Source organism: Aquamicrobium soli, assembly GCF_042646345.1.
Taxonomy (GTDB): domain Bacteria; phylum Pseudomonadota; class Alphaproteobacteria; order Rhizobiales; family Rhizobiaceae; genus Mesorhizobium; species Mesorhizobium soli_A.
The window spans coordinates 712,458-726,411 of record NZ_JBHRTK010000012.1 but is presented as its reverse complement, the minus strand read 5'-3'; the positions used below and the strand labels follow the sequence as shown (position 1 = coordinate 726,411).

The window sequence follows — 13,954 nt, the reverse complement described above, 5'->3', positions numbered from 1 at the left end:
GCTACGTCCCCAGCACGCGGTCGACTTCCTCGGCGACCACAGGATCCACCACCCGGACGTCGACCGCCCGCGGCCGGCCGTCGACCGTCGCCATGTTGAACCGCACGTCATCGCCGCGCCGGATATTCGCCGCATCGCCCGCTATGAAGTAAACGTGCTCCCCGCCGCTATCGATAAAGCCGAAATGGCCGGTGAAGCTGATCACGCGCCCTAACACGACAGCCCTCGTTGCCGCATTGCGGCTTCCGCACGGCGGCGAGCGGCGTTGTTATTGTTGCTGCGGGTGAGCGAGGCGGAGGTGGTCGGGTACGCCGGGAATGCAGTCAGCGTAATCTCGTGCAAGTCGACGTCGGTGATAATGCGGAGCGGCAACCGATCGCCGCCGTCCTGCCACTCCTCGGCGCGGACTCTAAACCCGAAGCTGCAACCCTTGATGTCTTGCCGACCGACAGTGCCCAGGGCGGTCTGCCCTTCCGGCGTGGAGGTATCGACGTCGAGATTGAACCACAAGCCAATCCGATCTTCCCGCAACGCAAGCGTGCCGGCGCTGGTGCGGCCAAGGACGCGGCCGCTATCGTGGTCGAGCAACATCACGACGTCTGGCTTTTCACGCAGCGTCCGGGCAAAAGCACCCGGAGCCAGTTTCTCGCGGAACTCACCGGCGATGACGGTTTCGTCACCAAAGCGGGCCGCGTATCCAGAGATGCTATCGCCCAAGCTTTTTCTCCGCCGCGTCCAGTTTCGCCTCGCGCCGGCCCAGCTTGGACTTGCTGCGCAACACGCGGGCAATCGCCTCCGGCGAGGTGTCGGCGTATCGAACCTCGCCGCCGGGCAGCTTGATGCTGCGCTTCGACTTGCCGCGGCGTTCGGTGGCCTTCTCAATCTGCATAGCCGGCCTCCCGTGCCTCACGAATAAAACGCGCTATCCTTCGATCCGGCTCGTTTGAACCGCCCAGAAATGCGGGCGTCATTGGCCGCAGTGACGTCCAGGCGATATCTTCCGCCTCGAACTGGAACCGCAGATCGTCATAGTCCTTATGCGCAGCGTCGAGCGCTTGCATGGCCACGACCATGGCCTTCACACGGCGCGCGTACTCCATGCGAGATGCTGCCACGACCGCCGTTGAGGCTCGACCACGGGCATCCTGAAGGCGCTGGCGCAGCACACCGAGCGCCTGATCGATGTCGGAAAGTTCGCCTCGGATTTCGGAAAGGCGGCGGCGGTTGAGTGCCTTCGAGCCGGGCTCATCACCGAGCAATTCCGCAATCTGCGGGCGCACTTCAGGACTTGTGTCGGCGGCGATCGCCTTCTCGACCAAACGCCGTTCGCGCTCAAGTTCGCCCTGTTTCGCCGTGAGTGATGCCTGCTTTTCCAGCAGCGCGGCGTATTCGGTATCGACCTCGGCTAGAGACGGTACGCGGAAGGGTGCTGTCGCGGGGGCGGATTTCTTACCGATCATGGGTTTCTCCGAAAAGCGAATGAAGGCAGTCGACCAAGGCTGCGCCGTTGATGGTGACCGATCGACGATGACCGGAATCGCGCCAATGGGCCGCCAGGGTTCCTGCCGGGACGAAGCGGCTCACAACATCGCCGGTTTGGATGGCGATCTCGCCCCAATTCGCCACGACCTCGATCAAGTCGTGCCTCAGGACATCGCTGTCGCCGTAAATGGCAACGTCGGCCCAGATATCCAGCGCATCACCTGCGGTTCGAACGATGCCGGCCGGGGCGGTGTCGAGGTTAGCGCCGCCCGGAAGCATTGCGCGATAATGGCCGACCGCCGGTGCGATGGCGCGCAGCGGTGCGTCAACAGCGCAGCCGAGCACCAAGTCGATAACATGATTGGGCTTGAGTTCCGGAGAGCGGCCGGGCGCACCGGCAGGCAGCGCGCCGTCTTCTGTGAGTGATCGCGCCACGGCCTTGGCGCGGTGAGGATCGAAGCCGAGATGACGCGCAACAGCGTCGACGGCCTCCAGTGTTGAAGGCATGGAGAATCCTTTCGATTTTCGAAGTTGTCGGATTGTGTGGTGAAAAGAAAACCCGCCGAGAGGCGGGTCTAAGGTGAAGGGAAGGTTTTGCCTTCCTGCTAAATAGCGTTGGCGCGGCGCGGAATGGCACACCGCTGCGAAATATTATGCGGCTATTGCCTCGGGCTCGCCGCGAAGCTTGGCCAAGTGCTCTTCCCAACCCGGCGCACGCTTCGGAGCGGGAAAGATCGCCTTGATCGCCTCGACTGCCGACAGGAACGCGCGCTTGCCGGCACGATCGGCATAGCCGCCGCCGTAGCCACGCTCGATACCAATCTGCTCATACGTCGCCCGCGCCAACGCCATCTCCAGTATCACGGCGACATCATCTGGCACAGCTGGCCGGTCAGGCATCGGGGCGGGCATCTGCGCAGCAGGCTTGCCCTTAATAACGCCGCCGAGCCAGTGCGCGCCCTTGGCCACCGCGGGCGCATAATAGCCGAACCGGCAAGCGGTATGGAACGGCATATCAGGCCTCTGCTCCTTCAGGGGCGGGCGGCCGTCGCAGGCATACGGCGCGGGCATGGAGGGCGGCATGGGCGTGCCGCCGAGATCGAGATAGCGCACCGACCTGTCCGGCTGCTGGCGCTTGGCTGCCGCACCTTCCACAACACGCGGCGCCCATAGATGCGCCGTCGCTATGCTTGACTGGCGCGCCTGCTTGGGCTTCTCCGCAACCACCTGCGCGGCCTGCGTCTTGCCGTTGGCGTCCTGATAGCTGAATAGATTCCCTCCGGCCGGGGCGCGGCGCATGCCGTGGCGTAGATGGAATACCATGCTGCCGAGGAGAGCGACGTCGCCATCGAACTGAACGTCATCCGGCCCGGCATGCCGTGTGATGGTGCCGTCTATATGCCGGACCACGCGAGGGCGAAGGACGTCGGCCAGCATTTGCAGGATCGACGGTTTCGTCTCGTGGCGACAATCCATACCAAAATCGGCCGTATCACTACCGGCCCGCTCGTCGTCATCGTGGCCGCCGGGGTCAACGGCAAGTTGCGCGTCGAAAGTTTTCCCGAACTCCAGCACGCTCCAAGCCCCTTCCGGATCCACCTTCGCCAACTTGGCGATACAGGGCGGTAACCCGCCGCGGAAACGGTGATGTCGGTTGTCATTTGCTGCGGTGAGTTTGCGGTCAGTCATCATACCCCCCCCATATTTTGAATTGTGGTTTTGTGCGCGATGGGGGAGCGCCGGTCCCCGGTCTGGCGTCGTCGGAGAGATCGGAAGTACCCCCTGCCGGGTGGTTATCGTTAGCCCCGATCAGCGCCAAAACGGATTTCCGTGTCGGTTCCAAGAAGGAATGCGGGCGCCTGCCGGCGCGGTTCGTGCCGTTCAATCGAGCGAGGCGCTGATCGAAATACGGTACGCGCGCGTCGTGCTCTGCCCATCGAGCGGCGCGGGCACGGATTGTTGCGGTGTCGGTCATGTGAACCTCCATTGAAAACCTCCTGAAAACCTGCGGCATTTAACGCGCGAGGAACGGGCCGGTGCGCGCTGGCCGCAGGTGGCAACTTTGACGGCACCCCTAGGGGGGGGCGCTCCAAATCTCCGTCGCGTTTCCTCCCCGACCCGCGCCCCCCAGGGCAGAATCCTATCCACAAAATTGTAAATTCGGATTCCAAGTTTTTCCTCCCATTTTGCACGCGCGGACAGACGCCTAGGGGCGCCGGCCCCCGGGTGTGGCCGGGAGAGATCGGACCCGCCCCTCCCGGTCAGGGGAGTTTCTTCCTCAATCCAAAAAAGAAGAAACTACCCTCCGTTTCATATGAATAATCAATGCCTTAGCTCCAAAAAAGGAGTTTCTTCTTTTTTCCTAGGGGTAGAAGAAAAATGGAATCTCCCCCAACTCACAAAGAACAAGAAGAAACTACCTTTTTAGAGACATTATCGTTGATTTCATTGAGCTTTTTGCAGTTAGTTTCTTCTTTTTTGGGTTAGGAAGAAACCGGAAGAAACTACCCCTGCCACACAAGTCGGAGCTTCTTCCGCCCCCCTCTGGTGTTCGCTGCGGAAGGTAGTTCCACCTCCTTGACGCGGCGGGATTCAATCATGTCGGCAATGACCTCCTCACGAAGTTGCCGGCTGAAACGCTTCGGCAGCTTGTCGATCACCACGCTACGGGGCAGGCCGGCACTTCCAGCTTTGCCCAATAGACTGGAGATGCGCTTGTAGATTTCCTCGCGCTCGTTGTCGGCCACGTACTCGGCAACCGCCCGAACCATGTCACCGACGCAAACTACCGCCAGCCCAGAGGCCCACCGCCATTTGGCTAGGTCAATGAGGGGCCGCGTCCTGGTCTTGCCCTCCCGTTTCGTCGAGGCGATTGCAACTATCAGCGCCAGCTTGATGGCGTGTTCCGTCAGCCGGTGAATGAACGGCGCAACAAGATCGTTTGCCTCCCGTGCCGCAGCGACCTCCTTTTCCTTGAAGGCCTTCCGCGCCTCTTCCGCATCAGCCGTCCAGTGAACAACGGTAGCGGGAAGGGGCTTCTTCCCACCCTCCTTGTCGGCGTCATCCAGAATGCGGCCCAAGCTGCGAGGGCTATCGACCTTGGACTGGATCCCGGCGATCGGGTACAGTCGTTCAACCAATTCCCGCGGTACGTCATCAACATGGCGCTGCGGCTCCACCATGTCGGACTCACCGACGACGTTGAAGAGCAGGAGGCGAGGCAGCAGGCCATCTTCCGACGATGCGGAGGACAGTGCCGACCAGAACTGACCGGGTGTTGCGGTGCCGTAGATGTTCAGGTTCGGGTTTTCGATGCGAACCGCTTTCATCTTCGCGTACTCTGCACCGGCAAAGCTGGTGCTGGAGGCCGAAAAGAAATCGCGCAGGTCGACGGAAATGCCCCGCTTGTGCTCGCCCGCCCGCTTGTCGAGGATGTCTTTCATCAATCCACCGAACTCGTCGACAAGACAGATCAGCGACGGCCAGCGTTCCAGCGCACTACGAAGTGCCGATGCAGACATGATGCGGGCTGGACCAAAATAGCGGTCCAGGTATCCATCGGAGTGCGTCCGGATCCGATCGAGTTGGTCGCGGGCATGTTGCTTCCCGAAGCCGGATTCCGCCAAGGCCACGATATAGCTGTTGGCGCGGGTATCGCGGGCAGTCGTGCTATATCGCCGGCCACCGAGCGCAGCGATGAACGCCAGAACCGCGCCGAGGGCAAGTTCTCGCGATGGCTGCTCCGCACTGGACACGATCCAGTCCACCATGTCCTCGACCAGGCCGCCTGGATGAGTGAAATCGGCAAGCTTCGCAGTGGTCTGGATGATCGACGGGAGGGAAGTGTCGACCAGTTCTGGCGGCTCGTCATCGTTGTCGGCAACGGGAGGCGTTGATGTGGTGCCGAATTTCACCGAGACTGGTTGCCGGACTTCCCAGCCAAGCGCAGCGGGATCGAGCCCAAGCTGTTCGCAGAGCCACAACGCCGCGTCCTTGGTGGTGGGTGCGGCGCCGTATTCCACGACCAGATTGATCGCAGTTTCCGCCTGCTCGCGCCCGAAGTCCTGGATTCCATCCGGGTGGATGCTGATATCCTCCTGAAGCGGCCGGCCAAGTTCCTTTGACGATACGCGCCATGCGCCCGTGCCCGCCTCCTTGTGAGCGCCGCAAAATAGAACTGGCACCCATGCGTCCGTGTTGGCTAGGGCTGCCGTGTTGACGCGCTGCCAGAAGGTTTCGCCGACCTGCTTTGGCTGGCGCTGGACGGCTTCCTTCTTGGGTAACCCGGCCTCGGCCAGGATAGCGGTGGCGTCGGCCAGATATGCGTCGATTGCTCCGACGTCGATCACCGGTAGGTCGGCCAACGGCACAGTCAGCGGATCGCCGCCAGTCCAGCTGTAAGGCTTGCCCGTGGTGTCGTGAATCCCATACGCGACGAACTGCTGGCCTAGTCCGAGCACCTCGATCTGGCAATCAAGCCCGTTGACGATATAGAAGGCAGTCGACCGCTTCCTGCGCGGCTCGGATGCTCGGAAGATAAAGAGGCATTTGGGTGCGCGGCCAGTGCGACATGGTGCTGAAGTCGCTCCTGGAATTTCCATCAGCCGTGCGATCAGTTTTTCGGCTACGGCAGGATCCGGTGCATCGACGTCGATGGCAACGACGTCACCTGTGAGAATGCCGGTGCTGGGGTGGTCGCGGTGCTGACGGGCCTTCTGCGCTACGTCGGCAAGGTCTTGGGGGAAGTTCGGCCAGTCAGTGATCTTGGGGCCTTTTCCCTTCACCGGGACATATCTGTACCCATTCTGTATCATAGCGACGCGAAGGTCGATGATCGGGTCGGTCTTAGCGGCGGCTGCGGTCATTGGGCAAACTCTCCAGGGCAATGCGGGCCGCTGCGACGATCTCGGCGGCGATTTCATGTGTGAAGGTGGCAGCGGCGCTGCCGAAGGCCGAAGGCGCAAATGCTCGCCAGCCTTGCGTTGTCTCTTTGATAGCGACGTTGAAAAGGCGGATGCCTGCAGGTGTCTCTACGTCGACACGCGCACGCAAACTCCCGCCTCCCGGCGACGCCGGTCGGATTGATAGGATTTTCAAGGGATGGTCTCCCGTTAGGTGGTCGTGGTGAAGCCCGTTGCCGGGTCTTGGTTGGCGGTTATGCGGCCGCCTTCGACAGCCATTCTTTCACTAGCGGAAGATCTTCGTCGACATGTGCGGCATGTGCGGGCTTCATCATATTGACGACGTTCCCAACGGCGCTGAACACCTCGAAGAACCGGACCGGCTTGAGGCCGAAATATGCGAAGGCTTGCCCCTGCGGGAGACCGGGTCCGCCCGGCCGGGTTGGGCTATAAAAGGGGATGCGGCCCTTCACAAAGCAGACGGCCGTCGAATGGTTGAACAGGCTGTTGAACCATCCAGTGTCCGTGTTGTTGTTCACGAGAGCGATGGCTTCAGTTGTCCGACCAGACCCGTATTCCTGCACAAGTTTATCGATGAAGAGCGCGATAACGCCCCGCCCGAAAGGCGGGTTCATCCAAACCGTGCCGTTCCACTCCTTGTCCAAGCCGTTTGTCTCGGCCGTGTAGTAGGTCGCCGCCTTCACAGTTTTTTGCGCGTGGTCGTTGCTGGCCGGGTCAACATCGATTTGCCCCAAGACAGAGCGGGCCATCTCGACGAACCTGGCTGGCGTATACCACTCGTTGTCGCCGGAGTAGTCTGCCCGATGTGGTCTTGAGCAGGGGGCATTCCGATTTGCGGCAACCGGGTCGCTCTGTTCACGGCCGCCGGCGAGTGAGTCCGCTGCCTCAGCCCTCCACTGGTCCGTTATACCTGACGGTGGGGCTTTCCCGATATTCGCGACCTGCATCGTGGCGACCGTGCCGTGCTTGGTCGTATAGGTGCGCTCTGACTGTGGCTCATCCACGGTGACCGCTTTGCGGAGTCGAGACACGAAGCTGTTGTCAACACCGCAGCGGCGGGCGATTTCCCGGTCCGACCATTTTCCCCACTCTTCATCTTCGAGCAGGGTCTCGACGGCGCGACGTTTGTCCGCGTTGGTCCGGCGCAGGCCGTGGGATGCGTTGGCGCCGACGCTATATAGTACCGCATCTCGGCAGGTGCCTTGCCGCACCTCGGCCTCGATATTCGAGACCCGCCGCATGATATGGGCATGAACGCGGTGGAATCCGTCCGCAAGCCAGTAGTGCGAGCCATCATAGAAGACGGTCACCGGCGGGAACGTCGCTCCGGCCTGAAGTGCGTCCCGGTAATCGTTGATGGTGTCCTGGTCGAGAGTGGCGCGAGACTGTGTGCCACCGGAGATGTTGATCTTGTCGATGGGGACGAGGTCGGTCATGCTGCCCTCGCGGCGATGCGGTCGGCAATCCACGCGGTCACTTCCGTCTTGATAAACGCGATGCGCCGTTCGCCCATAGGCACGGCGGCAGGGAACCGTCCCTCGGCGCGGTATCGATTAATCATCGACCTCGAGAGCGAAGTCATGCGGGCGGCGTCGTTCAACGAAACGAGCACCGCGTTATCGTTAGCGGGCGTCATAGGACCTCCTTCCAGACAGAATCCGGACGTGGCAAATTTTCGGTTGTGGTGAAGATCCGCCATTTGGCGGTGAATGCCGCTGGCGCTACGGCTGGCGTCCGGTTCCCACCGGCGGAGCTAAGAGGCTGCTAAAGAACGGCAGCGCGGGTACTTCTTACAGTTTGTATTATGTGAATAATGGCCGCCATTGTCAATCAAAATATACACCCACCAGAAACATTCCTCTGTCAAGCGTTATTTTTTGCCAGCGACGTTTTAGCACAAAAGGCCGACCAATCCTGCATCAACTGCCGTCTCTTCTCCAGGGCATCGCCGCGGCGGTAGGCCCGCTCGACAGCACTGCCAACCTTGTGGCCTAGCGCCCACTCGGCGATCTCGCGCGGGTAGTCTGTTTCTTCGCCAGCCCAATCTCGGAAGCTGGACCGCAGGCCATGGATGACGAATCCGGGTGCATGCTGTTCCAGGATGGCGCCCATTGCGGCGTGCCCGAATGGCCGGCCTTTCCTCGCGCCGGGGAAAACGTAACCAGTGGATGGCTCGCCGATCAGCGCCAACATCTCGTCGGTGAGCGGGACGGCAAGCGCAGTCCGGGTCTTCGTCCGCTCGGCTGGGATGTTCCAAACCTTGTCGACCAGATCGAACTCCCTCCAGTCGGCAAGCCTCGGTTCGCTCAATCGCGTAGCCGTCAAGATCAGTAGTTTCAGGCATCGATCCTCAACGGCATCGCTCAACTTGGCAAACAGCGCTGGCACTTCTTTATATGGCAGGGCAGCATGGTGCTTCCCCGTGACGCGATCGGCACTGGCGAGCACATGCTCCAGATGCCCCGTCCATCGGGCAGGGTTGTCGCCTGTGCGCATCTTCTTCGCGGTCGCGTAGTCGAGCACCGCCTCTATCTTGCCGCGCACACGCTGGCCTGTGGCCGGGCGCTTTGCCCATAGCGGGCGTAAGGTGGCCTCGATCAATTCGACGTTCACGTCGGCGATGGCGACGTTTCGGAGCTTCTCAGCGTGGTGGGTCAGGTGGTGGCGCCACTCCTTTTCTGTCTTTGGCGTCCAGTCGTTCTTGGCTTTTAAGTAGCCGTCGACGACATCAGCGAAGGTTGCATGGGACGCCTTGCGCGCCAGTCGTTCGGCGTAAGGATCGCGACCGTTCGCCAGTTCGTCGCGAAGCTCGTCCGCCTTCCTACGCGCCGTAGCCAGTGAAACAGGGGCGATCCCCGCGAAGCCGCCGAGACCAAGCTCACGCCGGATTCCGTTTCGCTGGTAGACAAAGAACCACGACTTGCTGCCGCCGGCGTGTACCCTTAAATAAAGGCCAGCGCCGTCGCTATACATACCCGGTTTGTCTAAGCCCTTGATTTTGGCGTCGGTTAGGCGGTTTCTTACCATAATCCCTACCATAAGTTTGGTGGTGGATACTATGGTTATTTTGGACGCTTATGACAAGCTAATTCATTGAAAAAGAACGGATATTTTTGCAAGTCTATGATGAAGCAAGTAATTTTTCCGCCTCATCCGCGGCTCTTTTTTTGCCCGCGGGCCGCGTTAACCCTTTATTAAACATGTCCTTGCCAACGCCGCTCGGCGGGCGCATTTTTCCGGCCCTGGCTGTATAGGGTACGGCCATGCCGGCTAAGCGAGTCGGCCCATGAAACAGGGCATGAAAATGAACGAACCGTCGTGGGAAGGCGCGAAGACCATCAAGCTGGCCGAACGCCGCGTTTTCTCCCAGTCCTTCAAGCCGCTCTATGACGAGGGCATGGGGCTGGTCGAGAGGACCGCCGAATATCTCGACGGCAGGGGCCGGGTCGAGGCGAAGAAGCTGTCCCGGCTGGGCGCCACCCTCTACGCCGCCGAATCGATGCGGCTGACCACCCGCTTGATGCAGGTCGCCTCCTGGCTGTTGCTGCAGCGCGCCACCAATTCCGGCGAAATGACCCGCGACCAGGTGGCCGCCGAGAAATCGAAGGTCCGCCTCGACACCGCCTCGGCCAATGAAGACGCGGCCGGCTGGAGCGAACTTCCGGCGGAGTTCCTCGATCTCGTCATCCATTCGCTGCGCCTGCAGGCGCTGGTGCGGCGCATGGACGAGGAAATCTACGGCTCCGAAACCCTACCGCAGGCGGCGGCGTCCGGACGGCGCCTCAACCCGGTGTCCGACCAGATTTCGCTGCTCAACACCGCCTTCGCGCGCGGCTGAATCGCCAAATCGTTTCCGGTTTGTTCACTTTTCGCTGGCATCTGTCGCCGCGAAAGGTAGATTTTCCCCATGGCGGAAGCGATTCGCATCATCGGCATCGACCCGGGCCTTCGCCGCACCGGCTGGGGGATCGTGGAAAGCCTCGGCAACGCGCTGCACTTCGTCGCCTCGGGCACCGTCGCCTCCGACGACAAGGCGACGCTGGCAAGCCGGCTTTGCCAACTGCATGACGGCCTTGCCGACATCCTGCACCGGACCATGCCGCACGAGGCGGCGGTGGAGCAGACCTTCGTCAACCGGGACGCCGTCGCGACGCTGAAGCTCGGCCAGGCGCGCGGCATCGCCATGCTGGTTCCGGCGCGCGCCGGGCTGCCGGTCGCCGAATACGCCCCCAACGCCGTCAAGAAGGCGGTGATCGGCGTCGGCCACGGCGACAAGAAGCAGATCCACATGATGGTGAAGGTGCTGCTGCCCAAGGCGAGCTTCGACAGCGAGCACGCCGCCGACGCGCTGGCGATCGCCATCTGCCACGCCCACCACCGCCAAAGCGCCGCCTACCGCCTGGCCATGGCCGGCTAGCCATGTTCTTGACTTGTTCCGGGCATTCCCGTAAGTAATACCCACGAGGTATTACCATGCGCGTGACGGAAAAAGGCCAGGTTACCATCCCCAAGGAGATTCGCGACCGGCTGCGTATAGGGCCCGGCAGCGAGGTCGATTTCGTGGAGCGGGAGGCCGGCGTCGTGATAGAGAAGCGGGAGCCCGCGCCTGAGGCAAGAAGGCAGACCTTCGAGGAATGGGCCGCGGCCGTCGCCGGTACTTTCGATACCATGGGCATGGACGGCAAGGCCTATGTGGATTGGCTGCGAGGACCGCGTGAAGATCTCGACCCTCGTTGACACCAACATCCTGATCGACGTCCTGGGCCCGGCGGAGGCGCCAACGCGGCGTTGGTCCCTGGCGGCCCTGAAGCAGGCGCTCGGCGAAGGACCAATCGTGTTCAGCGCCATCGTCTGGGCGGAGCTGTCGAAACCTTCGTTCGGCGAAGAAACGCTTGCACGCGCGTTCGAGTGGCTTGAGCCGCTTCGTGAGGATTTTCCCTTCGGCGCCGCCTTTCCGGCAGGCACTGCCCACATGCTCTACCGCCTGCGTGGCGGGAAGCGGGAAAGAACCCTGCCGGATTTTCTCATTGGCGCCCATGCGCTGGCTGGCGGCCATCGCCTGCTCACTCGCGACGCGGCGCGGTATCGCTCCTATTTCCCCGGCCTCAACATCGTGAGCCCCGAGACATATGCCCTGGAGAACGAATAGATGATCGGCAAGCTCAAGGGCACGCTGGACGAGATCGAAGAGGACCATTGCGTGGTCGACGTGCACGGCGTCGGCTACGTCGCCTTCTGCTCGGCACGCACGCTGGCCGGCCTGCCCTCGCCCGGCGAGGCGGTGGTGCTGTTCATCGAGACCTATGTGCGCGAGGACATGATCCGGCTTTACGGCTTCCAGTCGGCGCTGGAGCGCGACTGGTTCCGCCTGCTCATGGGCAACGTCCAGGGCGTCGGCGCCAAGGTGGCGCTGGCGGTGCTGTCGACGCTGTCGCCGGCCGACCTCGCCAACGCCATCGCGCTGCGCGACATCGCCATGGTGAGCCGCGCCCCCGGCGTCGGCAAGAAGGTCGCCGAGCGCATCGTCACCGAACTGAAGAACAAGGCCCCGGCCTATGCCGGCGCGGCGTCCGGCACCATCGGGCTGAAACAGGAGATCGGCGAAGGCGTCGCCGCAGCCCCTGTCGCCGACGCGGTATCGGCCCTGACCAATCTCGGCTATTCGCGCGACACCGCCGCCAACGCAGTGGCCAGCGCGATCAAGCTCGCCGGCGAAGACGCAGACTCGGCCAAGCTCATCCGCTTCGGCCTGAAGGAACTGGCGCGGTGAATTCCTTGATTGCGGCACGTTTCCTTACTATGTTTCGAAGGTAAGGAGAAATCCCATGGGCATGATCGGCAGCGTAACCTCCAAGGGTCAAACCACCGTCCCGAAGGCCGTGCGCGATAAACTCGGGCTGGAGCGCGGCGCACGCATCGAATGGACGCTCGAGGAAGGCAGAGCGATCGTAAGACCCCGCAAGCTGCGAGCCGTCGATCTTGCCGGCATCCTGCACCGCCCGGGCATGAAGCCGCTGACGATCGAGGAAATGGACGAAGCCATCATGGAAGCGGTCGCCGAGGACGACGCGCGCATTCAGCGCGAGTGGCATAGCGGCATTATCGAGGACGACCGGGATTGATCGGCGTCGATACGAATGTACTGGTGCGCCTTCTGACGGCCGATGACGCCGCGCAGCACGCCGTAGCCCTGCGCTTCTTCCAGGACCGGTCAGCCGATGACCCCGCCTTCGTCAGCGCGGTCACCATGGCGGAGACGATCTGGGTGTTGCGCTTCCGCTATCGCCTGCCTCACGCCGACATCCTCGACGCCGTTTCGGGCCTTCTGGACACGGACGATTTTATCATTGAAGGCAGGGAAATGCTTTCTGTGGCACGTGACGGCGACCTGCCCGCCCTGTTTACCGATTTCCTCGTCGCGCAACTGGGGCAGCGGGCCGGCTGCTCAGGCACCGTCACCTTCGACCGGCGCGCGGCGAAGAAAATCCCCGGCATGGAACTCCTGTCTTGACCCTTTCCCCCCGCCTCATCGCGCCCGATAAACGCGGCGAAGACGCCGAGCAGACGCTGCGGCCGCAGACGCTGGACGAGTTCGTCGGGCAGGCGGCGGCGCGCGCCAACCTCAAGGTGTTCATCGAGGCAGCCAAGGCGCGCGGCGAAGCGCTGGACCACGTCCTGTTCGTCGGCCCGCCGGGTCTCGGCAAGACGACGCTGGCGCAGATCATGGCGCGCGAGCTCGGCGTCAATTTCCGCTCCACCTCCGGCCCGGTGATCGCCAAGGCCGGCGACCTCGCCGCCCTCCTCACCAATCTCGAGGAAGGCGACGTCCTGTTCATCGACGAGATCCATCGCCTCAATCCGGCGGTCGAGGAAATCCTCTATCCCGCCATGGAGGATTTCCAGCTCGACCTCATCATCGGCGAGGGGCCGGCGGCACGCTCGGTCAAGATCGACCTCGCCCGCTTCACGCTGGTCGCCGCCACCACCCGGCTCGGCCTGCTCACCAACCCGTTGCGCGATCGGTTCGGCATTCCGGTACGCCTCAACTTCTATACGGTGGAGGAACTGGAGCTGATCGTGCGGCGCGGCGCCCGCATCCTCGGCATGCCGCTCGGCGACGACGGGGCGGTCGAGATCGCCCGGCGCGCCCGCGGCACGCCCCGCATCGCCGGCCGGCTGCTCAGGCGCGTGCGCGACTTCGCCGCCGTCGCCGGCGACGGCCATGTCGATCGCAGGATCGCCGACGAGGCGCTGACACGGCTGGAAGTCGACGGGCTCGGCCTCGACGCGCTGGACCGCCGCTACCTGACGATGATCGCCGGCAATTTCGGCGGCGGCCCCGTCGGCATCGAGACGATCGCCGCCGGGCTTTCCGAGCCGCGCGACGCCATCGAGGACATCATCGAGCCCTACCTCATCCAGCAGGGCTTCATCCAGCGCACGCCGCGCGGGCGGGTGCTGACCGCCAACGCCTGGCGCCATCTCGGTCTGGAGGCGCCGAGGGAGCTGGCGCAGCAGCAGATCAACCTGTTCCAGGAAGAATAGGAAGA

General features: G+C 62.5%; 19 protein-coding genes. 8 read left to right on the top strand and 11 right to left on the bottom strand.

Annotated elements, in window-relative coordinates; translation table 11 throughout:
* Position 1: 1 nt before the first annotated feature.
* From ACFOHJ_RS13325 to ACFOHJ_RS13275, 11 genes are all read right to left on the bottom strand, one after another.
* Entirely contained in the window at positions 2–205 is a 204-nt protein-coding gene (locus ACFOHJ_RS13325; protein WP_378221149.1) for a hypothetical protein, read from the bottom strand.
* A gap of 5 nt (positions 206–210) precedes the next feature.
* Entirely contained in the window at positions 211–717 is a 507-nt protein-coding gene (locus ACFOHJ_RS13320) for an HK97 family phage prohead protease (RefSeq protein WP_378221147.1), read from the bottom strand.
* On the bottom strand, positions 707–889 hold the full coding sequence (locus ACFOHJ_RS13315; protein WP_378221144.1) for a hypothetical protein: 183 nt from the start codon (positions 887–889) through the stop codon (positions 707–709). Before ACFOHJ_RS13315 ends, ACFOHJ_RS13320 begins: the two co-directional genes overlap by 11 nt.
* Entirely contained in the window at positions 879–1,460 is a 582-nt protein-coding gene (locus tag ACFOHJ_RS13310; protein ID WP_378221142.1) for a hypothetical protein, read from the bottom strand. Before ACFOHJ_RS13310 ends, ACFOHJ_RS13315 begins: the two co-directional genes overlap by 11 nt.
* Complete coding sequence (locus tag ACFOHJ_RS13305) at positions 1,450–1,989, bottom strand: hypothetical protein (RefSeq protein WP_378221139.1); 540 nt, start codon at positions 1,987–1,989, stop codon at positions 1,450–1,452. The genes ACFOHJ_RS13310 and ACFOHJ_RS13305 overlap by 11 nt, the downstream gene beginning before the upstream one ends.
* A 144-nt stretch (positions 1,990–2,133) precedes the next feature.
* Positions 2,134–3,174: a hypothetical protein gene (locus ACFOHJ_RS13300; RefSeq protein ID WP_378221138.1), complete on the bottom strand. Its 1,041-nt coding sequence runs from the start codon at positions 3,172–3,174 to the stop codon at positions 2,134–2,136.
* Positions 3,175–3,986: 812 nt separating this feature from the next.
* Positions 3,987–6,347, bottom strand: a complete 2,361-nt coding sequence (locus ACFOHJ_RS13295) for a bifunctional DNA primase/polymerase (RefSeq protein ID WP_378221135.1) — start codon at positions 6,345–6,347, stop codon at positions 3,987–3,989.
* Positions 6,328–6,534, bottom strand: coding sequence for a hypothetical protein (locus ACFOHJ_RS13290; protein WP_378221132.1), 207 nt, complete (start codon positions 6,532–6,534; stop codon positions 6,328–6,330). The genes ACFOHJ_RS13295 and ACFOHJ_RS13290 overlap by 20 nt, the downstream gene beginning before the upstream one ends.
* A 103-nt stretch (positions 6,535–6,637) precedes the next feature.
* Positions 6,638–7,840, bottom strand: a complete 1,203-nt coding sequence (locus ACFOHJ_RS13285) for a DNA N-6-adenine-methyltransferase (RefSeq protein WP_378221130.1) — start codon at positions 7,838–7,840, stop codon at positions 6,638–6,640.
* A complete protein-coding gene (locus ACFOHJ_RS13280) occupies positions 7,837–8,040 on the bottom strand; it encodes a helix-turn-helix transcriptional regulator (protein WP_378221128.1) in 204 nt (67 codons plus the stop codon). The genes ACFOHJ_RS13285 and ACFOHJ_RS13280 overlap by 4 nt, the downstream gene beginning before the upstream one ends.
* Before the next feature lie 227 nt (positions 8,041–8,267).
* On the bottom strand, positions 8,268–9,431 hold the full coding sequence (locus ACFOHJ_RS13275) for a tyrosine-type recombinase/integrase (RefSeq protein WP_378221126.1): 1,164 nt from the start codon (positions 9,429–9,431) through the stop codon (positions 8,268–8,270).
* A 277-nt stretch (positions 9,432–9,708) separates the two neighbouring features.
* On the opposite strand from ACFOHJ_RS13275, the gene rcdA reads away from it, so the two are divergent.
* The 8 genes from rcdA to ruvB all read left to right on the top strand — a co-directional run bounded on the left by rcdA (position 9,709) and on the right by ruvB (position 13,949).
* Positions 9,709–10,242, top strand: coding sequence for a protease adaptor protein RcdA (gene rcdA, locus ACFOHJ_RS13270; protein WP_378221575.1), 534 nt, complete (start codon positions 9,709–9,711; stop codon positions 10,240–10,242).
* 69 nt (positions 10,243–10,311) lie between these two features.
* Entirely contained in the window at positions 10,312–10,821 is a 510-nt protein-coding gene (gene ruvC / locus ACFOHJ_RS13265; protein ID WP_378221125.1) for a crossover junction endodeoxyribonuclease RuvC, read from the top strand.
* Positions 10,822–10,877: 56 nt separating this feature from the next.
* Complete coding sequence (locus tag ACFOHJ_RS13260) at positions 10,878–11,141, top strand: AbrB/MazE/SpoVT family DNA-binding domain-containing protein (RefSeq protein ID WP_378221123.1); 264 nt, start codon at positions 10,878–10,880, stop codon at positions 11,139–11,141.
* Positions 11,119–11,553 carry a type II toxin-antitoxin system VapC family toxin gene (locus ACFOHJ_RS13255; protein WP_378221121.1) on the top strand — a complete coding sequence of 145 codons (435 nt, stop codon included), beginning with the start codon at positions 11,119–11,121 and terminating at the stop codon, positions 11,551–11,553. The genes ACFOHJ_RS13260 and ACFOHJ_RS13255 overlap by 23 nt, the downstream gene beginning before the upstream one ends.
* Positions 11,554–12,174 (top strand): Holliday junction branch migration protein RuvA, encoded by a 621-nt coding sequence (gene ruvA, locus ACFOHJ_RS13250; RefSeq protein ID WP_378221118.1) that lies wholly within the window; start codon positions 11,554–11,556, stop codon positions 12,172–12,174.
* A gap of 55 nt (positions 12,175–12,229) precedes the next feature.
* On the top strand, positions 12,230–12,526 hold the full coding sequence (locus tag ACFOHJ_RS13245) for an AbrB/MazE/SpoVT family DNA-binding domain-containing protein (RefSeq protein WP_378221115.1): 297 nt from the start codon (positions 12,230–12,232) through the stop codon (positions 12,524–12,526).
* The gene (locus tag ACFOHJ_RS13240; protein ID WP_378221112.1) at positions 12,523–12,915 is read left to right on the top strand and encodes a PIN domain-containing protein; all 393 of its coding nucleotides are present in this window, start codon (positions 12,523–12,525) and stop codon (positions 12,913–12,915) included. Before ACFOHJ_RS13245 ends, ACFOHJ_RS13240 begins: the two co-directional genes overlap by 4 nt.
* Positions 12,912–13,949: a Holliday junction branch migration DNA helicase RuvB gene (ruvB, locus tag ACFOHJ_RS13235; protein WP_378221109.1), complete on the top strand. Its 1,038-nt coding sequence runs from the start codon at positions 12,912–12,914 to the stop codon at positions 13,947–13,949. The genes ACFOHJ_RS13240 and ruvB overlap by 4 nt, the downstream gene beginning before the upstream one ends.
* The last annotated feature ends 5 nt before the right edge of the window (positions 13,950–13,954 follow it).

Coding starts and splice junctions, on each gene's coding strand:
- ACFOHJ_RS13315 (WP_378221144.1), bottom strand. CDS start 889: ATGCAGATTGAGAAGGCCACCGAACGCCGCGGCAAGTCGAAGCGCAGC.
- ACFOHJ_RS13310 (WP_378221142.1), bottom strand. CDS start 1,460: ATGATCGGTAAGAAATCCGCCCCCGCGACAGCACCCTTCCGCGTACCG.
- ACFOHJ_RS13305 (WP_378221139.1), bottom strand. CDS start 1,989: ATGCCTTCAACACTGGAGGCCGTCGACGCTGTTGCGCGTCATCTCGGC.
- ACFOHJ_RS13300 (WP_378221138.1), bottom strand. CDS start 3,174: ATGATGACTGACCGCAAACTCACCGCAGCAAATGACAACCGACATCAC.
- ACFOHJ_RS13295 (WP_378221135.1), bottom strand. CDS start 6,347: ATGACCGCAGCCGCCGCTAAGACCGACCCGATCATCGACCTTCGCGTC.
- ACFOHJ_RS13285 (WP_378221130.1), bottom strand. CDS start 7,840: ATGACCGACCTCGTCCCCATCGACAAGATCAACATCTCCGGTGGCACA.
- ACFOHJ_RS13280 (WP_378221128.1), bottom strand. CDS start 8,040: ATGACGCCCGCTAACGATAACGCGGTGCTCGTTTCGTTGAACGACGCC.
- ACFOHJ_RS13275 (WP_378221126.1), bottom strand. CDS start 9,431: ATGGTAAGAAACCGCCTAACCGACGCCAAAATCAAGGGCTTAGACAAA.
- rcdA (WP_378221575.1), top strand. CDS start 9,709: ATGAACGAACCGTCGTGGGAAGGCGCGAAGACCATCAAGCTGGCCGAA.
- ruvC (WP_378221125.1), top strand. CDS start 10,312: ATGGCGGAAGCGATTCGCATCATCGGCATCGACCCGGGCCTTCGCCGC.
- ACFOHJ_RS13260 (WP_378221123.1), top strand. CDS start 10,878: ATGCGCGTGACGGAAAAAGGCCAGGTTACCATCCCCAAGGAGATTCGC.
- ruvA (WP_378221118.1), top strand. CDS start 11,554: ATGATCGGCAAGCTCAAGGGCACGCTGGACGAGATCGAAGAGGACCAT.
- ACFOHJ_RS13245 (WP_378221115.1), top strand. CDS start 12,230: ATGGGCATGATCGGCAGCGTAACCTCCAAGGGTCAAACCACCGTCCCG.